Origin of the sequence: Rhizobium phaseoli (genome assembly GCF_010668805.1) — a bacterium.
GTDB lineage: Bacteria > Pseudomonadota > Alphaproteobacteria > Rhizobiales > Rhizobiaceae > Rhizobium > Rhizobium phaseoli_A.
The window spans coordinates 36674-58821 of record NZ_WUFT01000012.1 but is presented as its reverse complement, the minus strand read 5'-3'; the positions used below and the strand labels follow the sequence as shown (position 1 = coordinate 58821).

Here is a 22148-nt window from a genome sequence, read left to right as displayed (position 1 = left end):
CTGCCAACCATCGAGGTCTGCGGCGGTTCAAACAACTCCCCGTCACAGAAGGCAAAACGCGTCCGTCGGAAAATATCGGCTAAGCATCTTCTCGGCGAGCGACACGCGAAAATGCAAATATTCGCTGAAAATTCTTCTTTTTATAGCAAAACCGCTATGCGCGGCGCCCTTATAGCTCTAACATGATTTCTGCGGCGGCTACGTTTGCGCGCCTTGGCTTTCAGGGGTGAGAACCGGGATGCAACGGACATCGGGACAGATGTCAACGAACAGGCTCTGCCTGCTCGGAAGACCGAGGCTGCTGGCAGCGGGGAGGGAACTCCCCTTGCCGGAGAAGTCTTATTTTCTCCTCGCCATGCTCGCCGCCGAAGCCAATCTCGAACTGGACCGCGAAACCGTCAGGCGGCAGCTCTGGCAATCGGAACTGCCGGAAAAACGCGCGGGTAGCCTGCGCCAGCTGCTGTCGCGTATCGAACAGAGCATTCCCGCCGATCTTCCGCCGCTGCTTGCAGCGACCCGAACCCATATCGGGCTTGCGGGCGGCTGGGAGGTCGACGTTCATATCCTCAAGCAGAAAGCGCCGCTCGCCCCCGAAGACAGCGATATGCTGAGCGGCGAACTGCTGGAAGGCGCCAAATCGCCGACGCAGGGCGCCGAGGACTGGCTGACCTTCGAGCGCCAGCGTATCGACGAATTGCGCTCTGCCCATCTCACCCGGCTGATCGAGACGTCGGAAGACAGGTCGGACGAGGAGCAGGTTACACTTGCCAGAAGGCTGCTGGAACTCGATCCTGCCAGTGAGACGGCCTATCGCGCCCTGATGCGCACCTATGTCAGGATGAACGATCCGGCTGCGGCCCGCCAGGCCTATCTGAAGTGCAAGAGCCAGCTGAAGGACGACTTCGACACCGAGCCGGAGGAAAACACCACAGCGCTCGCCCGCGAGCTCTGCCTGATCCCCCCAGCACAAGTCGCAGTGCCGGAGCGCCCATCGGCGCCTGGAATGTTTGGCGATCTGCTTGGCCAGCCGCGCATCATCATCCTGCCCCCGGAAAGCATCTTCACCGATCCGCTGATGGAGCGCGTCGGCAGGGCGCTTCTCGAAGACGTCACCATCGGCCTCAGCCAGCAGCGTGGATTCAAGGTGATCGCGGCACATACGAGCCTGGAGATCCTCAGCCGCTCGATCGATCCTGCCCGTGCCGTGCCCGGCCCGCTCGACCTCCGCTTCGACTATGCGGTCTACGTCACCATTCAGGGCCGCGACGAGGATGTCTTTGCGACCTGCCGGCTGAACCGGACGACAACGTCGGAGGTGATCTGGGCGCTGGAACTGCCGCTGGTGATGCAGAAGATCAGCGAGTCCTTCGCCCATCTGACGCGGCGGATCGTCTCCTCGCTCGCCGACACGATCGAGCGCCACGAACTGGCAATGCCGATCGGCGATGCGCCGGCTTCCGCCTATCGCCTTTATCTCGAAGGCAAGCGGCTGATCGCCCAGACCGACCTGCAGCATCTGCGCCAGGCACGCAAATGGTTCAAATCCTCGCTCAATCGTTATGAACATTTCTCGGCTGCCCATGCCGGCGTGTCGCGCGCACTCGGCATGGAATGGCTGATCCGCGGCATGCGGGACAAGGAACTGCTCGACGAGGCGAATGGTGCTGCCCGCCTTGCGCAGCAGTCCGACCCGAACAGCGGCCGGGCCTATCGCGAGCTCGGTTTTGTGGCGCTTTATCGCCGCCGCTTCGACGAAAGCCTGGAATATTTCCAGCAGGCCCAGGATCTCAATCCCAACGATGCCGACATCCTCGCCGATTTCGCCGACGCGCTTTCCCATGACGGCGATTTCGATCGGGCGCTGGAGCTCAGCCGCGCGGCCTTCAAACTCAATCCACTGCCGCCGGACTATTATTACTGGAACCTCGGCGGCATCCACTTCATGCGCGAAGAGTATGAAAAGGCGATCGACGCGCTGGAACCGGTGAAGACCAAACAGGCGACGGCGCGTCTGCTTGCCGCTTCGCATGCGATGGCGGGTGATACCGGCAAGGCTCAGAACTATGCCCGGACGGTGCTGGAAAACTTCCCCGATTTCCGCAGCGAGGACATCCGTCATTTCGTCCCCGATCGCGATCCCGCCTTCACGGAACCGCTGATAAAAGGCCTGCAACTCGCCGGTCTTCCTTGATTGCACCGCCTTTTAACGAAGCCTGTAACGCTTAAATGACGCAGGCAATGTTTCCCTCCGATGGTTAACGGCAGCGAGCTGCCCGACCAATCGGAGATGGAACATGAAGACGAATGCTGAAACCACCGCAGTTCAGACACAGTCCCTGCGCTTCTCTGCAGCTGCCAGAGCAGCGATGAAACAAGACGAACTCAACGTTTCCGCCAATGCGCTCGAGAGCCTGACGCATGCGCTGAGGTTCCGCTAAGGAACAGATCGGTATGTCTGTTTTCACCGATCTAGAGCAATTCCAGCAAAAGTGTGAAGCGGTTTTGCGTCCGGAATTGCGTGAAAAGAAAGAGATAGAGCATTTTCGTGATTCGAAGAAAAACGGAGATGCTCTTGAAACGCTTGCCGGTGACCTCAAACGATCATCGGCCGGCGTCAGCGATTATCATGACCGCGCCGTCACGCCGGCGCAGACCTTGGCGGCCATCAGGCCGCATCTGCGCGAATTCGGCATCACGCGCGTCGGCCTGCTGACCGCTCTCGACGTCTTGAACATCCCTGTCGCCTTCGCGACGCGGCCCAATAGCCATACGCTCTCGGTCTTCCAAGGCAAGGGTATAGACAATGATGCCGCCATGACCTCGGCCGCCATGGAAGCGATCGAGACCCGGATCGCCGAAATCCCGCCGGCCGACCTGACGCTGGCGACGACCGCGAGCATGCGGGCGGAACATGCCGCCATGATCGATCTCGACAATGTCGCCCGCTGCGCGCCAGACGAGATCGGCAGCGGTCTTATTCCCTGGTGCTCCGGGCTCGACATCCTTTCCGGTAGCAGCGTCTTCGTGCCCTGGTGGCTCGTCGGCCTCGACCATCGCGGCGAAAGGCCGCCGGGCTTCGAGCAGTCGAGCGATGGGCTCGCCTCCGGCAACACACCATCGGAAGCCGTCCTGCATGGGCTGTGCGAGTTGGTGGAGCGTGACGCCTGGGCCTTGACCCAGCTGAAATCGCCTGAGCGGCTGAAGGAAAGCCGCATCGACCCCGCCTGCTTCGGCGATGCGGTCATCGATGTCATGACCGACCGGATTGCGCGCGCCGGCATGCGGCTGCTGCTGCTCGACATGACCACTGATATCGGCGTTCCCGCCTTTCTCGCCGTTATCATGCCCGGCAATCTTTCCGACCGCGTCGATGCACGCTGGGCTCATGTCTGCGGCGGCTGCGGCTGCCATCCCGACCCCGTGCGCGCCGCGCTGCGCGCCATCACCGAAGCGGCGCAGAGCCGGCTGACTGCAATTGCCGGCAGCCGCGACGATTTTTCGCCGCGCGTCTATCAGCGGCTCGACCGGAGCGAGGCGATGCAGCAGGTGGTCGAACTCTGCGAAGGCGGCGGCCGCATGCGCGCCTTCCAGCCGCGTCAAAGCCGCCCGGCGACGATCCAGGAAACCATCGGTCATATCGCCGACCGGCTGGCAGCGACCGGCATCGAGCAGATCGTCGTCGTGCCGTTTGCGCACCGGGCTCTGCCGGTCTCCGTCGTCAGGGTCATCGTGCCCGGCCTGGAGGTCGATATCTCCGGCCAGTACATCCAGCTCGGCATGCGGGCGGTCAACACCATGAGAGGAGCCCAGTCATGAAGGTGCTGTTCGTCGGCCCGAGCCTTGGCAGCGATCTCACTGCTGCGAGAGCCATGTCTCCTCGCATCGATTTCCGGCCGCCGGCTGCCTGCGGCGACATCCTGAAGGCTGTTCACGACGGCGCCACCGCCATCGGCCTCGTCGACGGCTATTTCGGCGATCTGCCGTCGGTCTGGCACAAGGAAATTCTATTCGCCCTCGAACACGATGTCGCCGTTGCCGGCGGCGCCAGCATGGGCGCGTTGCGGGCGGCCGAATGTGCGCCCTTCGGCATGGTCGGGCTCGGCTCGGTCTTCGAAGATTACGAGTCCGGGCGGCTGCTCGACGACGAAGCCGTCGCGCTGGTGCATGCGCCGCAGGCGCTCGGTTGGCTGCCGCTCTCGGTGCCCTGGGTCGATTTCGAGCCGACGATCGATGCGCTTCTTGCCGGTGGCGAGATCTCGTCGGGCGAACGCAAGAAACTGCTGCTTGCCGGCCGTTTCCTGCATTTTTCCGAGCGCACCTATACCAAGGTCGTCGACGAGTGCCATTTCCGCAAGCCGCGCCGCGACCAGATCCTCGCCGCGATCCGCGGAAGCCGCGTCGAGCGCAAGCGCCACGACGCCCGGCTGGTGCTTGAATGGCTGCGCCGGGACGAATTCCTGCCCGTCAACCGTGACTGGCGCTTTGCCGCGACCTCGCATTGGGAGCTGCTGCACGCCGAAGTCACGCGCAATGCGGTTCCTGTAACGCTTGAATAACGGTCACGGCAGAAAGATGCAGTGGTAATGGAATCGTAGGGTTTCACGGCCAAAGGGGCGGGAACAATGTTTGAACAAGGCAACGAAGCTACAGGCAGCGAATACGCAAGGATCTTCCGGCTGCTGTCGGCAGCCAAGGAGGAGGCTGAAAATCTTCAGCTGCGGAATTTGATGCACCTGACGAACATGGCGCTGCTGCAGGTCGTCATCGATTGGGACGGCATAGATCCCGACAGGGAGCTAGACGTCAATCTCGAGAAACTGCTCGGCAGCAAAGCCAAGATCGCAATGAAGGACGCCAGCGAGAATCTGATCCTGATCGATCGCCACTGACCCTCATGCGGATCGCCTGAAGGACAACGGCCTATTCCGCCGCTTCGCCGTCCAGCTGTTCGGTGTGGGCAATCGCCTGGACGAGCTTCAGGATCTTCTTGCGAAGAGCTTCGTTCTTGATCGAAAAGAACGCCGCATTGAGAAGCACGCCTTCGCGCGAAATAATGAATTCTTCGCTCGGAGCCGGGTTGTCGTTGGCCGTATCGGGGGCCGACAGATCGTCGAAAAATGTCCTGACGTCGACCTTCAGCGCGCCGGCGATTTCAACCAGCATGCTGGCGGAAACGCGGTTGGAACCCTTTTCGTATTTCTGGATCTGCTGGAACGTTACACCAACCCGATCGCCCAGCTCCGTCTGAGAAACTTTCCTTAGCAGACGCTGAATACGGATAGTCTTTCCGACGTGAACGTCGACGGAATGCGGTTCTTCTTTCATTTTTTCCCTCCTGAGGACACGGACTGAAGTTATTCGCCAAATCCGTGTCTGACAACTTTTACCTGAGATGGCTAAAGCTAGCAATTGCTCGGCGGTAAGTCGTCCCAAACCGATACACTGCGTCGCTTCATCCTTACAGAAGCAAAAGACATGCCAAAGTAGCACTTTTAAAAGGCACAGCACATCACGTGATTTCGTGACGTCAAAGCGACCAGAGACGCTGTGCGTTGGCGAAAAGCAGCTTGGACCGCTCCGTCTCGCTGCTGCCGGATAGCACGGCGTGGGTCGCTGCGACCCAGGTAGAGAGGCCGCCGCCGAGCGTGCAGACCGGCCAGTCGCTGCCCCAGACGACACGATCCCAGCCGAAACTGGCAATCACATGTTCGATATAGGGCTTGAGAGTTTGCGCCGTCCATGTCGTGGCGTCGGCATAGGCCACGACGCCGGAGACCTTGCAGACGACGTTCGGCCGCCGGGCAATCTCCGATAGGCCGGCCTTCCATGGCTCGAAGGCATCGGAGCGGATATCCGGCACCCCGCAATGGTCAAGCACGAACTGCACATCCGGGGCGAGATCGACGAGGGCGTTCACGCGGCCTGCCTGGTGCGGCAATGTGCAAAGGTCGAAGGTCAGGCCGCTGCCGCCGATGCGGCGAATATTTTCGCGAAAGAGGGCGCCTTCCGACACGTCGTCGGGCACGACATGCAGCACGCGGCGGAATCCCTTGACGAAGGGATCGGCCTTCTGCCGCTCGAGATAGGCGGCAAAACCTTGCTCTTCCGGCCGGCAGGAGACGATGGCGCCGGCAATCAGGCTGCCGTCCTTCCTAGCGATGCCGGCGATGTGGTCGGTCTCGCCCTGCATGGCGGCGGGATCGACGTCGACCTCCATGTGCAGCACCGTGGTGATGCCGCAGCGCCGCGCCTCGGCCGCATAGGTCTCATAGAGAAAATCATGGTCGAGATCGGCCACCTGGGAGAGCCAGGGATAAGGCAGCGCTGAGCGATCGATGATGTGCAGATGGGTGTCGATGAGCACGCTTTTCTCCTCCAAGTCAGCCTGCGCCGCAACTTATTTCTGGTGAATGGATTATTCAAATAAAAATTCGCCGCATCAGGCCGAGTTGGCGACATCAGCCCCGGCAAGCAGCGAAAGCTGGGCGGCGGTCTTTTGCACCTGCATGATCGCCTGGGTGATATCGGGAGCCGCGGGCGCGTTGACAAGCGCGATGAAGGGGCAGGTGAGGGCGGCGATGCAGCGCCCATCCGGCCCGAGAACGGGCGCGGAGAGATTGTAGACGCCGGATGTCTGGGCGCTCGCCATCATCTCGTAGCCGCGCTCGCGGATCTGGTCGAGACGATCGTAGAAATCGGCGCCGAGTTCCATGTCGGCGCGGCTGCGCACATGTTCAGAGATCATCATCTCCCGCTCTTCATCACTGCGGAAGGCGAGCAGCACATGCCCCGAACCGGTGTCGAACAGGCTGATATGGGCGCCGATGCGGATCGAGAACCCCCAGTAGTCCGGCGCCTCCTGCTGGGCAATGACAACGGCCGCACCACGGTCGAAGACGGCAAGGTGATTGGCCTGGCGCGTGCGCTGGGCGAGATCGCGCATCAGCGGCGTGGCGTAGGAGGCAAGCCGGCGCACCGGCGTGTGCAGTTGCGCAAGACCGAAAAGCTTCAGCGTCAGCGAATAACGGTCGCCATCCAGCCGGGTGACGTAACCGCGGCGCACCAGGCGGTCGAGCATGCGGTAGAATTCGTTGGGGCTGCGGTCGAGCCGCTTGGCGATTTCCGCCTGGGTGAGGCCGCTGTCGACGCTGGCGAGCAATTCCAGGATATCGAGGCCCTTGTCGAGCGCAGGAGCGCGGTAGCGGTCTGACTCGTCGGTCTCCATTCCTTCCTCCTGTGAATATCATTCTGCATATACGCAGAACCACAGCCGGAAAAGCAAAAGTTTGCGCTTGACGCTTGGCCAATCGTCTGTTTGTCTATAAAAAGACAAATCATCACTGAAGAGGCCGCTCGGTATCACGTGAGATACCGAACGCTTCCGCAACCCGAACCAGACGGCAGGCTGCCGGCACTATCTTGCCGGAGGGTGGTCAGAGCGCGCAAAGTGGGAAAAGCGTGTATGCCCGAGCCGTCGCCAAGACAAACGGCATTCCATCGTCCAGCTTAGACACGTCCAGAAAAGGCCCGTGACATGACAAACAGACTTTCCGGCAAGACCGTCCTCATCACCGCCGCCGGCCAGGGCATCGGCCGGGCGACGGCGGCAGCCTTTGCCGCGATCGGCGCCAAGGTCCATGCGACCGACATCAACACCGAGGCGCTGGCAACGCTTGCGGCAGAAACCGGCGTTTCCACCCATCAGCTGAACGTGCTCGATGAGGATGCGGTCAAGGCTGTCGTTGCCGAGATCGGCGCTGTCGACGTGCTGTTCAACTGCGCCGGCTTCGTTCATGCCGGCTCCATCCTCGAGATGAAGGATTCCGATTTCGAATTTGCGCTCGACCTCAACGTCAAGGCAATGATCCGCACCATCCGCGCCGTGCTGCCCGGCATGCGTGAACGCAAGGACGGGTCGATCATCAACATGGCCTCCGTCGCTTCCAGCATCAAGGGCGTCCCAAACCGCTTCGCCTATGGCGTCACCAAGGCGGCGGTGATCGGGCTGACCAAATCCGTTGCCGCCGATTACGTCGCCGAGGGCATCCGCTGCAACGCCATCTGCCCCGGCACGGTGGAAAGCCCGTCGCTGCAGGACCGCATGCGCGCCCAGGGCGATTATGACGCCGCCCGCGCCGCCTTCATCGCCCGCCAGCCGATGGGCCGGCTCGGCTCGCCGGAGGAGATCGCCGATCTCGCCGTCTATCTCGCCGGCGCCACCTACACCTCGGGCCAGGCAATCGCCATCGACGGCGGCTGGACGATCTGAGCTCATTGAGCGATATGGCCGGCGCCCGCCGGCCGATCCGGCCCTCATGCAGCCGACCCCGTTAACGGAGAATACACCATGACCCGCATCACCGACCTTCGTGTCTTCGATCTCCGCTTTCCCACGTCGCAAAGCCTTGATGGGTCGGATGCGATGAACCCCGATCCGGATTATTCGGCCGCTTACGTCATTCTTGATACGGATACGCCCGATCTTGCCGGCCACGGCCTGACCTTCACCATCGGCCGCGGCAACGACATCTGCTGCATGGCGATCGAAGCGATGCGCCATCTCGTCGTCGGCGCCGACCTCGGCGACGTGCTCGCCCATCCCGGCAAATTCTGGCGGCATCTGACCAGCGACAGCCAGCTGCGCTGGATCGGCCCGGAAAAGGGCGCCATTCATCTGGCGACCGGCGCCGTCGTCAACGCCGTCTGGGATCTGCTTGCCAAACAGGCGGGAAAGCCGGTCTGGCGACTGGTCGCCGAGATGTCGCCCGAGGAGATCGCCGATATCGTCGATTACCGCTATCTCACCGACGTGCTGACGCGTGAGGAGGCGATCGAGATCCTCAAACGCGCCGAGGCAGGCAAGGCCGAACGCATCGCCATCCTCGAAAAAGACGGTTACGCCTGCTACACCACCTCGGCCGGCTGGCTGGGTTATGAAGACGAAAAGCTGCGCCGCCTCTGCAAGGAGGCGATCGACGCCGGCTTCAACCATATCAAGATGAAGGTCGGCCGCGACCTGGACGACGATATCCGCCGCCTCCGGATCGCCCGCGAGGTGATCGGCCCGGATCGTTACCTGATGATCGACGCCAACCAGGTGTGGGATGTCGGCCAGGCGATCGACTGGGTCAAGGCGCTTGCCCCGGCCAAGCCCTTCTTCATCGAGGAACCGACAAGCCCCGACGATATCGCCGGCCACCGCAAGATCCGCCAGGCGATCGCGCCGGTGAAGGTCGCGACCGGCGAGATGTGCCAGAACCGCATCATGTTCAAGCAGTTCATCGCCGAAGGCGCAATCGACATCGTCCAGATCGATTCCTGCCGCATGGGCGGGCTGAACGAGGTTCTCTCCGTGCTGCTGATCGCCGCCAAGTTCGGCCTGCCGGTCTGGCCGCATGCCGGCGGCGTCGGCCTCTGCGAATATGTGCAGCACCTGTCGATGATCGACTACATCGCGGTATCCGGCACCAAGGAAGGCCGCGTCATCGAATATGTCGATCACCTGCACGAACACTTCCTCGACCCCTGCCGGATCGAGAACGCGGCCTACATGCCGCCGACCTTGCCGGGCTTCTCCATCGAGATGAAACCAGCCTCGATCAGCAACTATACGTTTCGAAGCTAAGGAAACTTCGCCGGTGCTGACGTATCCGCTGCCCGCGGCAGGATAAAATTCCTGATTTCGACAGTCTTTCCTGCCGATAATGGGCTTCCAATCTGAGAGGACTGCTCCAATTCACTTGGAGGCGGGCGAAGCTTGCTTTTTTTAACAGTGAGGAATATTTTCAAACGGTGAATGCGGAGGGGGCCTAGCACCAGCGGGCCAGCAAATTTTATTGAACTTAAACAATAGAATGTCTGCGATCGAGCCATGCCCAAGTTCCACAATGCCTGGAGACTATGTGCTTATCTGCTGACGGCGGCGGCAATACTGCTGTCGATCGGCGTCGCCCATGCCGCCATCACGCAAGAGAGCAGCCGCCGCGTCGCCCTGGTCATCGGCAACTCGGTCTATAAGACGCTGCCTTCGCTTCCCAATCCCGCCAATGATGTCGAAGAGGTCGCGGCCACGCTGCGGGCGGCCGGTTTCGACGTGACGATCGGCATCAATGTCGATCGCATCGGGCTCGAGGATACGGTGCGCCGCTTCCTGCGTTCGACCAGCAATGCCGATGCCGGCCTGATCTATTATTCGGGCCACGGCATCCAGGTGGGCGGGCAGAATTTCATCGTGCCGGTCGATGCGACGCTGGAGACGCCCTATGACGTCGAGACGCAGACCATGCCGCTCGACCTCATCCTGAACCATCTCAAGCAGAATTCGCGGGTGCAGCTGATCTTCCTCGACGCCTGCCGCAACAATCCGTTCAACGCCCAGAAATTCTGGATGGCGGAAAAACTGGAACCGGTCGGCGCCACCCGCGGGCTTGCGCGCATCGACAGCGATCTCGGCAGCCTGATCGCCTTTTCCACGGAACCCGGCCAGGTGGCGCTCGATGGCACCGGGGCGCTCAGCCCCTATTCCGAATCCTTCATCAAACGCGCCAGCGAACCCAATAAGGAAATCCGCCAGGTGCTGACCGATGTGCGCCGCGACGTGATCGCCATGACCGGCGGCAAGCAGGTCCCCTGGGAAAACTCCTCGCTGATGGACAGCTTCTATTTCATTCCGGCGCCGCCGCCGCCAAGCGTCGAGTCGATGCAGCAGGTGAGCGTGCCGGAGGGTGCTGCCGCCACCAAGCTGCCGATAGCCCCGCCGCATGACGAGACCGGCTCGGCGCTGCTCGTCACACTGACCCAGCTTCCCCAGACCGGCAAACTCACCTTCGACGGCAAGCCGGTCGAGCAGGGCGCCAAGATGCCCGCCGCGGCGCTGACGGCGCTGACCTATGATTCCTCAGGCGTTGCCGCCGGAACCGTCGGCCTGATCGGTTATTCCGTCAGCGATCCCTATGGCCAGGCGACGCAGGGCGTCGTCGCGATCACCGTCTCGGCGGATGCCGGCGCGAAGCTTGCCCAGCTCGAACAGCAAAAACAGGTGCGGCTTGCCGATGCCGACGCCTATCTGAAGTCCCTGTCGCGCGACGTCGGCACCACGATCGGCGTCGGCCCCGTCGCGGCCGGCCTGCCGGTCGTGCCGGCATCGGCGGCGGAGATGACCTTCAAGGTTGCAGCCCTGCCCGACAAGGGCACGCTGCGCGCCGGAGACCGGGTCATCGGGCTCGGCCATGTGCTTGAGGCAGCCGATATTCCGGGCCTCTCCTACGAGCCGCAGATCGGCACCGAAAACCAGCCTTTCGCCCTGACGCTGCAGGCCGCCAACGACAATCTGCCGCCGGCAACCATCACCTTCAAGCCGGCGCTCGACGCCTGCGACACCGCAGCCGCAGCACCGCTGGACCTGCAGGGCGTTACCGCAGGCAAGCTGCCGAACGAGATCGACCCGAATGTGGCGCTGCCTGCCTGCACCGAGGCAATAAAGGCCTATCCCGAGGTGGCCCGCTTCGTCTACCAGCTCGGCCGCGCCCAGCTTGCCAACCGCGACACCAAAACGGCTTTCGCAACGATCAAGAAGGCGATGGATGCCGGGCATGTCCGAGCGATCTACGAAGTGTCGAGCCTTTACGAGTCCGGCGCCTCCGTTCCGCGCGATGCAACCAAGGCTAGCGACATCGCCAAGGCTGGTGCGGCCAAGGGCGATCCCTTTGCCCTGCACAGCTACGGCAAGGCTCTCTACTATGGCCGCGGCACCAAGGCCGATCAGCAGCTGGGATTACGCTTGATGCTGCAGGCCGCCGATCTCGGCCATACCTATGCGATGAACGAACTCGGCTATATCTTCCTAAACGGCGTCAACGTCCCGGCCGATCCGGAGCGCGGCATCCGCTTCTACGAAGCCGGCGTCCAGCGCAACGACATCTATTCGCTGAACAATCTTGCGCTCGTCTACCGTTTCGGAAAAGGCGCCCCGGAGGATCTCCCGAAAGCACTAGACCTTTTCACGCGGGCGTCTGAGGGCGGTCAGCCCTATGCCCCGACTAATCTCGGGCGCATGTACCGCGACGGCATCGGCGTTGCCGCGGACAAGGCGGAAGCTGCGAAGTGGCTGGAGATGGGCGCCGAACGTGGCGACTATTGGGGTGCGCTCGACCGCGCGATACTGGCGAAGGAAGACGCTGCAGACGCTGACAGCCTGGTAACGGCGGCCCGTTATTTCGCGCTGGCGACCGCCGTCAACATGCCAGGCAGTGGCGATCCGAAGAACCAGGCAAAGGCGGCGCTCAAAGCCTTGCCGAATGCCGCCAAGAAGAAAGTGGAGGAGACCTTAGCCGCCGAGCTGACCGCTCAAGAGCAAAAGGCGCTTCCAAAAACCAAATCGCTTGATGACAGGCTCGTTCAGCTCGCCAAGGCGACATGGGTAAAACGAAATCCGAGGTACGATCTCTTCTAAACGGCGATCCGGGGGCGCCCTACATGACAAGAAAGCTCATCATCCGTGTTCTGCTTTGCTCGACCTTCCTTGCAGGTTCAGGCGCAATCTTGCAGAGTTGCATCTTCGATCCTGGCGCCAAGACGCTATTTTCCAGTGAAGAGCCGGCCAGAAACGTTACGCCCGGCAGGAGAACTACGCCCGCCATTAAAAAAGTGGCCGTCAGTAGCAATCAACCGGCTTTCGCCCGCTCTGAGAATAGTTCCAGCGGGAATTCCAGCTCCGGCGGCGGCATGGGCGGCGGCTCTGGTTCCAGCGGCTCTTCCAGTTCCAGCAGCTCGTCCAGCTCAAGCAGTTCATCGAGCTCCTCGGGTACCTCGTGGTCTGATCGCCGCCTGAAGACCGATATCCGCCGCCTTGGTACCTCGGCTGAGGGTATTCCGATCTATGCTTTCCGTTACATCTGGGGCGGGCCGATGTTCGTCGGCACGATGGCGCAGGATCTGCTGGCGATCAGACCCGATGCGGTCATCGCGACCGGATCGGGCTATTACATGGTCGATTATGACAAGCTCGATATTGCGATGATCTCGGTGCCGGATCTGTCACCACTGACAGCCGAAGCAGCGATGGCGCAGGCGGTGAAGGCGGCGCGGAAACGCTCCGTCCAGCCGGCGATTTGATCGAGAAAGCCGAGCGCGTGCCCATATCGCAGGACAGGGATACCCTCGCCGGGAGCCCCTTGGTCACTCAGGCTGCGACCCTTGCCGGCGTTCTCGTCGGCATTGCGCTCGCGACCTATATGCGGCTCGAGCCCGGCAAGGCGATGGCGCTTGCCGTCCTCTGTCTTCTCCTCGCGTGGATCGTCGTCGACGGCACACCGGCTGCGCGCCGGGCCTGGGCATTGCGGGAGAGGCGGCATGAGGCTCCCGCCGCTTCCTGGCGGCGCATCGGGACCAAGCTTGTCGGCATCGCCGCGCTTTTGGGTGCGGTCGTCATCGCCTGTTCCGTCTTTCCGTTTTTCACGCAGTCGTCGGCGGTCCGATGGTTCATCGAGGCCGGCCATACCACCATCCCCATCTCCATCGCTCTTGTCGGCGCCACCATTCTCTACGTCGCGGTCACCGATCTCGTCGCCGAGGAACCCGACGATTATCTCAATCAGGTCGGCCGTGCGGTGCTGATGCAGGATTTTCGCGAAGAAGACGTGCTGTTCGCCTTGCGGCTGCTGGCGATCAAATGCTTCTTCCTCGTGCTGATGTTCTCAAGCGGCATAGCCGCGCTTTCCGATCTTGCCGAAAAGCCGGCCTGGCTGTTTCCCTCACTTTCGGCCGCCTGGTTCGAAGGCTTGCTGCGGCTCGTCTTGCTTCTCGACGTCATCCTGGCGGCCGGCGGCTACATCGCCACCTTCAAGCTTTTTGGATGGCATATCCGGGCGACGGAGACGACGGCGCTCGGCTGGCTCGTCTGCCTGATCTGCTATGAGCCGTTCTTCCCGGTGATTTCGCATGCCTTCGTGCCTTATGGCGACGGGCCGGGTTGGGAGAGCGTTATCCAGGAGGGATCGCTGGTCTTCATCCTCTGGAGCGTCGCGACGCTGTCCTGCACGATTATCTATGTCTGGGCAACCGTCGCCTTCGGGCCGCGATTTTCCAACCTGACCCATCGCGGCATCGTCACATCGGGCCCCTACCGCTTCATCAAACATCCGGCCTATGTCTCGAAGAACATCGCCTGGTGGCTGTTTGCGTTTCCAAGCTTCATCGCCAGTGGCCTGGCCGAAGGCCTGGCGCGGGCCGGCATGCTGGCGATCATCAGTCTTATCTATCTCATGCGCGCCCGCGCCGAAGAGCGCATGCTCAGCCGGGATCCCGCCTATCGGCAATATGCCGAGAACGTCGCCGCACATGGGCTTCTAGCGATGGCCAAGCGTCGGCTGGCGCCTGCGGCGCCGCGCGTCTGAAAGACGCGCAAAGGACGTAGGCCTGGGCGAGATCGGCAAGCTCTGCCCCTTGCATGTTCAAAGCGAAATCTCCGCGGCAACAATCGGCCGGTTACAAATTCTCATTGCTTTTTTCAGCGGATAACCCGCCGTAAACCTCACTCTAGACTCCCGAACTTCATAACACATAGACATATTAAACTTGAAAAGAATTATTAAAGCACGGGTCGTTCGCTGTTAGCCTTCTCGAAGTGGGAGGAGACAGAATGGCGACATTGCAAGAAATGTTCGACGTTCGTGGCAAGTCGGTGATTGTCACCGGCGGTGCCAGCGGCATCGGCCGTGCATATGCGGAGGTCATGGCGGACAATGGCGCGCGCGTCTGCATCTTCGACCTGAACGCGGCAACGCTGGAAACGGTGGTTGCCGAAATCAAAGCCAATGGCGGTGACGTCTGGGGGCAGGTCGTCGACGTTTCCGACAGACCCGGAATGAGCGACGCTTTCGACGCTGTGGCGAAACGGCATGGGCGGATTGACGTGGTCTTCGCCAATGCCGGCATCGACCCCGGCCCGGGCTTCCTGTCGACCGAAGGCGGACGCATTCCGGAAGGCGCGATCGACGCGCTGGACGACGCGCAATGGGATCGTGGCATCGAGGTCAACCTCACATCGGTCTACACGACAGTCAAGAATTCTGCCCGGCACATGAAGAAATCGGGCGGCGGCAGGATCATCGTCACGTCCTCGATCGCGGCACAGATCAACGAGGCGATCGTCGGCACGTCCTATATGCCCGCCAAGGCGGGCGTCGACCATTTCGTCCGCCAGATGGCAATGGAACTGGGCATGTTCGGCATCCTCGTCAACTGCATATCGCCTGGGCCCTTCATGACCAACATCGCCGGCGGCCGGCTAAAGATTCCCGCGGACCGCAAGGCTTTCGAGGAGCAATCGCTGATCGGGAGGATCGGCGACACTGAGGACATCAAGGGCCTTGCACTCTATCTGGCATCGCCATGCTCGTCTTACGTCACCGGCAGCCAGATCGTCATCGATGGCGGCGCGATGAACCGCATCAAGTGATGTGACAGCTGGCCAGCGAGGAACGGTCGGCCGTCGCCAATACGCATGCAGACGACAAATCACCAAAGGGAGGAGCCGAAGGTGGACCTGAATACGAAAATCATAAGACCATCACGCCGGACCGTGCTGAAGGGCATCGGTGCCGGCTTGGCCGCATCGGCGCTCGGAGCACCCATGATTGCCCGCGCGCAATCGGCCGGCACGATCAAACTCGGCTTCGTAACGCCGGCGACCGGTCCGCTTGCGCTGTTCGGCGAAACCGACGGCTGGGCGGCGGACAAAGTCAAGGCCCTGCTCAAGGATGGCCTGGAGACGGCAGCCGGCAAGTTCGATGTCGAAATCCTGATCCGTGACAGCCAGTCCGATCCGAACCGCGCGGCCGAAGTCGCTGGCGACCTCATCCTGAACGATGGCGTGCATCTGCTGTTGCCCGCATCGACCACCGACACCGTCAGCCCTTCCGCCGACCAGGCGGAACTTAACGAGTGCCCCTGCCTTTCGACCGGCGCGCCGTGGCAGGCGGTGATCTTCCCGCGTGGCGGCCAGAAGACGCCGTTCAATTGGACCTATCATTTCTTCTGGGGCCTCGATGAGGCGCTCAACACCTTCGTTGGCCTGTGGAATACGCTTGATACCAACCGCAAGGTCGGCCTGCTGTTTCCACAGAATGCGGACGGCGAGACCTGGGGTAACAACGATTACGGTCTGCCGGTGCCGACCAAGAAGGCCGGCTTCGAGATCACCGTCCCGGGCTTCTTCCAGCCGCGTACCAACGACTATTCCGCACAAATCGCCGCCTTCAAGGCTGCCGGATGCGAGATCGTCGGCGGCATCACCTATCCTGACGACCTCAAGACCTTCATCAACCAGTGCGCCCAGCAAGGATACAAGCCCAAGGCCGTCACCGTCGCGGCGGCACTGCTTTTCCCGGGCGGCGTGCAGGCACTCGGCCCACTCGGCGACGGCATGTCGTCGGAAGTGTGGTGGGCGCCTGCCTTCCCCTTCAAATCGACGTTGACCGGACAAGTGAGCCGCGACATCGCCGACCAATGGGAGAGCGAAACCAAGAAGCAGTGGACGCAGCCGCTCGGCTACAGTCATGCGATCTGGGAAGTCGCGATCGATATTCTCAAACGCTCGTCCAACCCCCTCGATCGCACCGCCAACCGTGATGCCATGGTGGCAACGAAACTCGACACGCTGATCGGCAAGGTCGATTTCTCCAGCGGCCCGCACAAGAACGTCTCGACGACGCCGATCTTCGGCGGCCAGTGGGTCAAAGGTGAGAAATGGCCCTATGACCTGAAGATCGTCGACAACACCGTCAACAAACTGTTCGAACCCGAACAGAAAATAAAGGTGATCCCCTGGGCGAGCTAAGCCTGGACACGTCGGGCGGGCCACATTGACCACGAGGTCGCCCGGCGATCTGCAAGACCAGGCTGAATGCATGAAAACCGGACGGGCGGGCGTGTTCCTACGCTTGCTCCAACCGGGAGCGGAGGATGCTATTGGACGGCGTATTGCTGGAAGCGAGAGGATTGAGCAAATCCTTCGGCGCCTTGCGCGTCCTGCAGGACATCAGCTTTGATGTCCGGCGTGGCGAGGTGCTGGGCATACTCGGCCCCAACGGGGCGGGAAAGACCACGCTTTTCAATCTGATCAGCGGTGACCTCAGGAACGATGCCGGCGAGCTCGTGTTCGCCGGACAGCGCCTCGTCGGCCAGCCGCCTCATGTGCGCTGCAAGATCGGCATCGGCCGCACATACCAGATCCCGCGCCCCTATGTCGGCATGTCGACATTCGAAAACCTGCTCGTCGCGGCGACATTTGGCGGCGGCCGCACCGAGGCCCAGAGCTATGCGCTTTGTGCCCAGATTCTCAGCGACTGCGAGCTTTCCGACAAGGCCAACCGTTCGGCGGGCTCGTTGACGCTGCTCGACCGCAAGCGGCTGGAGCTGGCCCGGGCGCTGGCGTCGAGTCCGAGTTTGCTGCTGCTCGACGAAATCGCCGGCGGGTTGACCGACGAGGAGGGCAAGGCGCTGGTGCAACTGATCCGACGCATCCGCGACCGTGGCGTGACGATCGTCTGGATCGAGCATGTGCTGCATGCGCTGCTCGCGGTGGCCGACCGGATCATGGTGCTGAATTTTGGCGAGAAGATCGCTGAGGGCCTGCCGGACGAGGTCATCAAGAACCCCGAAGTTCGCCGTGTCTACATGGGGATCGAGGCATGACCCAAACGCTTCTGTCCACGCACCAGCTCAAGGCCCGCTATGGTGATTTCCAGGCGCTCTACGGCGTGGATCTCGAAATCGCCGAGGGAGAGATCGTCGCCCTGATCGGCGCGAACGGCGCCGGCAAATCCACCCTGCTGAAATCGATCATGGGCCTCATCAAAGTGGCACCCGACATGGTGTATCTCGACGGCCGCCCGGTTGGTGGCAGCAAGCCGCATAGCATGGTGGCCGATGGCGTGGCGATCGTGCCCGAGGGTCGCCGGCTCTTCGCCGGAATGTCTGTCCTCGACAATCTGCGCGTGGCGATCGACCATGCCGCGCCGGGACATGGCGAGGTCTGGACGATCGAGCGCGTCTACGCGCTGTTTCCGATCCTCAAGGAAAAGCAAGCAGTGCCTGTGCAATCCTTGTCCGGCGGTCAACAGCAGATGGTCGCCATAGGGCGTGCGCTGCTCAACCAACCTCGCTTGCTGCTTTGCGACGAGATCAGTCTTGGCCTGGCGCCGAAGGTCGTCAAGGAAATCTATCAATCCATCCCCGCGATCTCGAGGAATGGCACCGCCGTCGTGCTGGTCGAGCAGGATGTCGGTCTGGCCAAATCGGCCTCCGACCGGCTCTACTGCATGCTGGAGGGCCGCATGACCCTGACCGGCCGGTCGGCGGATATGTCCCGCGAGGAGATCGGCGAAGCCTATTTCGGAGCATCCCATGCAGTGGCTTGACGGACTGGTCCAGGGCATTCTGCTTGGCGGCCTCTATGCGCAATATGCGCTCGGCATGGCGCTGATGTTCGGCGTTATGCGCGTGGTAAACATCACGCATGGCGACCTGATGATCCTGCTGGCATTGATCGGGATCAGCCTCGCCTCGACCTTCGGGCTCGGCCCGTGGGTGGTGCTGGTGGTGCTGGTGGCGCTCGGCGGCATCATCGGCCTAATCCTGCAGCGGCTCATTCTCGATCGGGTGGTCGGCGCAGACCCGCTGCCGTCGCTGATCGCGACCTTCGGCCTGTCGACCGCGCTGCAGAATGCGATGTTGCAGCTGTGGTCGGCGGACACCCGCTCGCTGCCGAGCGGCGGCATTGCCCAGGCCTCCTTCCAACTCGGGCCGCTCTTCGTCGGCGTGCTGCCCGTTATCGTGCTGATCACCGCGACCGTACTGACGGCGGGGTTGGCAACGACGATGCAATATACCCGTTTCGGCCGTTCCCTGCGCGCGGCGTCGGCCGATGTCGAGGCAGCGGCAATGACCGGCGTCAACCCAAAAAACGTTTATGCCGGCGCCACCGCGCTGGCGGTCGCCATACTTGGCTTCGCCGCCGTGTTTCAGTCGATGCGCTCGACGGTGTCGCCCGCCGATGGCGCCTTCCAACTGATCTACGCCTTCGAAGCGGTGATCATCGGCGGCATGGGCTCGATCTGGGGTGCCTTCATCGGTGCCATGGTGCTCGGCATCAGCCAGTCGTTCGGTTTCCGCATCGATCCCGGCTTCGGCATCCTGGCCGGCCATCTCGTCTTCCTGCTCATTCTCGCGTTGCGGCCGCAGGGCCTTCTCGGAAAGGATTGAGACCGTGACCCAAGCGATCGCAATCGCTCCCGCTCCAGGCCCGATCGATGCCATGGATCTTCCGCCGGTCCGGGTCCAGCGTCAGACCATGTCGGGCATCATCGCGATGGGCCTCGGCATCGCAGTGCTCTTTGCTGTTGCCTCGATGCCGCTTTGGGCCAGCCAGGGCCTGATCCGAGACGTGGTGGAGCTGTGCTGCTACATCGCCGTGGCGCAGATGTGGAACCTGCTGGGAGGGTATGCCGGCCTGGTGTCGGTCGGCCAACAGGTCTTTGTCGGCGTCGCCGCCTACATGATGTTCGTAATGGCCCAGCTCTGGGGCATCAATCCCTTTGTTGCCGTTGTGCTGGCGATGATCGCGCCGGCCTTGCTCGCCATCCCCACCTATGGCCTGCTGCACCGGCTCGACGGACCCTATTTCGCGATCGGCACCTGGGTCGTGGCCGAGGTGGTGCGGCTGGCGACCTCCGTATTCGGTTACGTCAATGCCGGCGCTGGCATGAGCCTGCGCGTCATGACCACCTATTCCCCGACCGAACGCGCCGTGGGTGTATCCCTGCTCTGCGCGCTGATGCTGCTGATGACGGTCGGCGGCAGCTACCTGCTGCTGCGCTCGCGTTACGGCTTGGCTTTGATCGCCATGCGCGACAATCCTGTCGCGGCAGCAAGCCAGGGCGTCAATGTCAGCCGGTTGCGCTTCCTGATCTGGGTGGCTGCAGCCGTCGGTACGGGCCTTGCGGGCGCCATCTATTTCATGGCCCAGCTGCGCATAACACCACCCTCGGCCTATGATCCCAACTGGGCCAATATCGCCATTTTCATCGTCATGGTCGGCGGGCTGGGATCGCTGGAAGGCGTGCTGATCGGCGCGCTGATCTACTTCTTCGCCGAGCGTTGGTTCGGCGAATACGGCGCGACCTATCTCGTGGTCCTCGGTCTTATGACCCTGTTCATGGCGCTCTTCGCCCGCGGCGGCATCTGGGGCCTGATCTGCAAGGTCGTCGACGCACCCTGGTTCCCAACACGACGGCGCCTGATGGAGGACCGGACATGAAGGCTGTGCTTTTCGATCGTGTCGGACTGCCTTTAACAGTCGGCGAACGCCCGGTGCCGGAGCCGGCTGATGATGAGGTCCTGCTCAAGATCGCCGCCTGCGGCATCTGCGGCTCCGATCTCCACATGACCGAGGACCCCAAAACCTTCGGCCTCAAGCAATATGACGTACTCGGCCATGAATTTGCCGGCGAGGTCGTCAGTTGCGGCAGCGCCGTCGCCACGCTCAGGCCGGGCGACCGGGTGGCCGTGGCGCCGATGCGTGGCTGCGGCCATTGCGACAGCTGCAAGCGTGGCGAGCCGGCCTGGTGCGCCGAGATGCGGCTGATCGGCGGCGGCTATGCCGAATTCACCACCGTGGCGGCGCGCCAGTGCCGCATACTTCCCGACGACCTGCCGATATCGGAGGGCGCGCTGGCAGAGCCGGTCGCCGTGGCGCTTCATTGCGTCATGCGGTCCGGCCTGAAACCCGGCGACCGCGTGCTGATCCTTGGCGCGGGGCCGATCGGCCTGCTCGTCGCCTTCTGGGCGCGCCGGCATGGTGCGCGCGAGGTCATTGTCGCCGATATCAACCGACATCAGGAAGAGCGGGCGGCGGCCATCGGCGCGACTGGTTTTGCCCTGTCTGGTCCCGGTCTCGCGGAGGAGTTCCGGAGCAAAAGCAGCGGCGCGCCCGACATTGTCTTCGAATGCGTGGGCAAACGCGGCCTGATCGATTTCGCCTGCAAACTGGTCCGGGTCCACGGAACTGTGGTCGGCGTCGGCCTCTGCGTCGGCGGTGACGACTGGGATCCGTTCGCGGCGCTGTCGAAGGAAATCCAAAGCATCTTCGCGGTGTTCTTCAACATGACCGAGTTCGAAACCGCGCTCGCGGCACTCGGGCCGGGCCGTTATCGCCCGCAAGCGTTGATCACCGACCGGATCGGTTTCGGCGAAGTGCCCGAGACCTTCGAGGCACTCAAGCGCCGGACGACGCAGTGCAAGGTGCTGATCGCCGCCGACGCGGCCTGACAGATTGTATGAGGAGGATATTCAATGGAATTTGAAACTCTTACCCAGGATATCAACGGCGTCCGAACGGTGGTGAAGGCGATCGGACGCGGCCCCGCGGTGCTGGCGCTGCACGGCGCGGCCACGCTCGAGGGCCATGAATGGGCGCGCGAGCTGGCGGATCGGTTCCGCGTTTACCTTCCCTTCCATCCCGGATTCGGCGAGAGCGGCGAGGCGCCGCATATTGCCGGCATGCAGGACATGGTGGTCCATAACCTCCATCTCGTCAAAGCGCTCGGCCTCGACCGGCCGCATCTGGTCGGACATTCCATGGGTGGCTGGATGGCGGCCGAGATCGCCGCCGTCGCTGGCGAGCAGTTTGGCAAGCTGGTGCTGAACGCCCCGGCCGGCCTCAATCACCCGGACCATCCCGGCGCCGATCTCGGCGCGGTCCCGCCGCAGGAATTGCCTGGATACCTGGCCCACAATGCCGAAGTCGCGGCGCGCTATTTCCCCGGCGGTTCGGAATGCCCCTCGGTCGAGGATTTCGTCGCGGCACGCGAAAAGGAAGGCCCGGCGCTCGGCAACATTCTCAAGGCGCATGGTTTCGGTCACCCCAATCTCGGCCGTTGGCTGAGCCGGATTCCGAATGAGACACTTATCGTCTGGGGCGACAAGGACCGCATGCTGCCGGCCTCGCAGGCGCCGATCTGGGAAAAGAGCATTCCCAATGCGCTGACACTGATCATCAAGGAGGTCGGCCATTTCGCTATGCAGGAAGATCCGCGCACCGTCACTGCCATCGGCGACTTCCTCGCCCGGTGAAACCAAAGAAGCGGCGC

General features: G+C 62.3%; 21 protein-coding genes. 18 read left to right on the top strand and 3 right to left on the bottom strand.

The features are described from left to right. The first annotated feature begins 238 nt into the window (after nt 1-238). The 5 genes from GR197_RS19410 (at nt 239) to GR197_RS19395 (ending at nt 4889) form a co-directional block, all read left to right on the top strand. Nucleotides 239-2191: a BTAD domain-containing putative transcriptional regulator gene (locus GR197_RS19410; RefSeq protein WP_164012415.1), complete on the top strand. Its 1953-nt coding sequence runs from the start codon at nt 239-241 to the stop codon at nt 2189-2191. A 103-nt stretch (nt 2192-2294) separates the two neighbouring features. Beyond that, a complete protein-coding gene (locus GR197_RS32065) occupies nt 2295-2438 on the top strand; it encodes a hypothetical protein (protein WP_165504814.1) in 144 nt (47 codons plus the stop codon). Between the two features lie 13 nt (nt 2439-2451). Beyond that, nucleotides 2452-3816 (top strand): YcaO-like family protein, encoded by a 1365-nt coding sequence (locus GR197_RS19405; RefSeq protein ID WP_246724632.1) that lies wholly within the window; start codon nt 2452-2454, stop codon nt 3814-3816. After that, nucleotides 3813-4556 (top strand): TfuA-like protein, encoded by a 744-nt coding sequence (locus GR197_RS19400; protein WP_164012412.1) that lies wholly within the window; start codon nt 3813-3815, stop codon nt 4554-4556. The genes GR197_RS19405 and GR197_RS19400 overlap by 4 nt, the downstream gene beginning before the upstream one ends. A gap of 66 nt (nt 4557-4622) precedes the next feature. After that, nucleotides 4623-4889 (top strand): hypothetical protein, encoded by a 267-nt coding sequence (locus tag GR197_RS19395; protein WP_164012410.1) that lies wholly within the window; start codon nt 4623-4625, stop codon nt 4887-4889. Nucleotides 4890-4920: 31 nt separating this feature from the next. On the opposite strand, the gene GR197_RS19390 is transcribed toward GR197_RS19395, so the two are convergent. The 3 genes from GR197_RS19390 to GR197_RS19380 all read right to left on the bottom strand — a co-directional run bounded on the left by GR197_RS19390 (nt 4921) and on the right by GR197_RS19380 (nt 7225). Then, entirely contained in the window at nt 4921-5325 is a 405-nt protein-coding gene (locus GR197_RS19390; protein ID WP_003594961.1) for a helix-turn-helix domain-containing protein, read from the bottom strand. Between the two features lie 202 nt (nt 5326-5527). Continuing rightward, complete coding sequence (locus tag GR197_RS19385; protein WP_164012408.1) at nt 5528-6364, bottom strand: amidohydrolase family protein; 837 nt, start codon at nt 6362-6364, stop codon at nt 5528-5530. 75 nt (nt 6365-6439) lie between these two features. Further along, nucleotides 6440-7225, bottom strand: a complete 786-nt coding sequence (locus GR197_RS19380; protein ID WP_164012406.1) for an IclR family transcriptional regulator — start codon at nt 7223-7225, stop codon at nt 6440-6442. Between the two features lie 309 nt (nt 7226-7534). Here GR197_RS19380 and GR197_RS19375 point away from each other — a divergent pair, with 309 nt between their 5' ends. From GR197_RS19375 to GR197_RS19315, 13 genes are all read left to right on the top strand, one after another. Then, nucleotides 7535-8269, top strand: coding sequence for an SDR family oxidoreductase (locus GR197_RS19375; protein ID WP_164012404.1), 735 nt, complete (start codon nt 7535-7537; stop codon nt 8267-8269). A 78-nt stretch (nt 8270-8347) separates the two neighbouring features. Then, entirely contained in the window at nt 8348-9625 is a 1278-nt protein-coding gene (locus tag GR197_RS19370) for an L-fuconate dehydratase (protein ID WP_164012402.1), read from the top strand. Nucleotides 9626-9871: 246 nt separating this feature from the next. Further along, the gene (locus GR197_RS19365) at nt 9872-12451 is read left to right on the top strand and encodes a caspase family protein (RefSeq protein ID WP_164012400.1); all 2580 of its coding nucleotides are present in this window, start codon (nt 9872-9874) and stop codon (nt 12449-12451) included. Then, a complete protein-coding gene (locus GR197_RS32405) occupies nt 12415-13113 on the top strand; it encodes a tail fiber domain-containing protein (RefSeq protein ID WP_348643290.1) in 699 nt (232 codons plus the stop codon). Before GR197_RS19365 ends, GR197_RS32405 begins: the two co-directional genes overlap by 37 nt. 17 nt (nt 13114-13130) lie before the next feature. After that, complete coding sequence (locus GR197_RS19355) at nt 13131-14393, top strand: isoprenylcysteine carboxylmethyltransferase family protein (RefSeq protein WP_164012398.1); 1263 nt, start codon at nt 13131-13133, stop codon at nt 14391-14393. Nucleotides 14394-14638: 245 nt separating this feature from the next. Further along, the gene (locus GR197_RS19350) at nt 14639-15457 is read left to right on the top strand and encodes an SDR family NAD(P)-dependent oxidoreductase (RefSeq protein ID WP_164012396.1); all 819 of its coding nucleotides are present in this window, start codon (nt 14639-14641) and stop codon (nt 15455-15457) included. Nucleotides 15458-15538: 81 nt separating this feature from the next. Further along, nucleotides 15539-16837 (top strand): ABC transporter substrate-binding protein, encoded by a 1299-nt coding sequence (locus GR197_RS19345; protein WP_348643289.1) that lies wholly within the window; start codon nt 15539-15541, stop codon nt 16835-16837. 125 nt (nt 16838-16962) lie between these two features. After that, the gene (locus GR197_RS19340) at nt 16963-17694 is read left to right on the top strand and encodes an ABC transporter ATP-binding protein (RefSeq protein WP_204330296.1); all 732 of its coding nucleotides are present in this window, start codon (nt 16963-16965) and stop codon (nt 17692-17694) included. Next, on the top strand, nt 17691-18419 hold the full coding sequence (locus GR197_RS19335; protein ID WP_164012392.1) for an ABC transporter ATP-binding protein: 729 nt from the start codon (nt 17691-17693) through the stop codon (nt 18417-18419). Before GR197_RS19340 ends, GR197_RS19335 begins: the two co-directional genes overlap by 4 nt. Further along, nucleotides 18406-19263: a branched-chain amino acid ABC transporter permease gene (locus GR197_RS19330; RefSeq protein ID WP_164012389.1), complete on the top strand. Its 858-nt coding sequence runs from the start codon at nt 18406-18408 to the stop codon at nt 19261-19263. The genes GR197_RS19335 and GR197_RS19330 overlap by 14 nt, the downstream gene beginning before the upstream one ends. Before the next feature lie 4 nt (nt 19264-19267). Beyond that, nucleotides 19268-20317, top strand: a complete 1050-nt coding sequence (locus GR197_RS19325) for a branched-chain amino acid ABC transporter permease (RefSeq protein ID WP_348643288.1) — start codon at nt 19268-19270, stop codon at nt 20315-20317. Next, the gene (locus GR197_RS19320) at nt 20314-21327 is read left to right on the top strand and encodes a zinc-dependent alcohol dehydrogenase (protein ID WP_164012387.1); all 1014 of its coding nucleotides are present in this window, start codon (nt 20314-20316) and stop codon (nt 21325-21327) included. The genes GR197_RS19325 and GR197_RS19320 overlap by 4 nt, the downstream gene beginning before the upstream one ends. A 24-nt stretch (nt 21328-21351) precedes the next feature. Continuing rightward, complete coding sequence (locus GR197_RS19315) at nt 21352-22131, top strand: alpha/beta fold hydrolase (RefSeq protein ID WP_164012384.1); 780 nt, start codon at nt 21352-21354, stop codon at nt 22129-22131. Nucleotides 22132-22148: the final 17 nt, after the last annotated feature.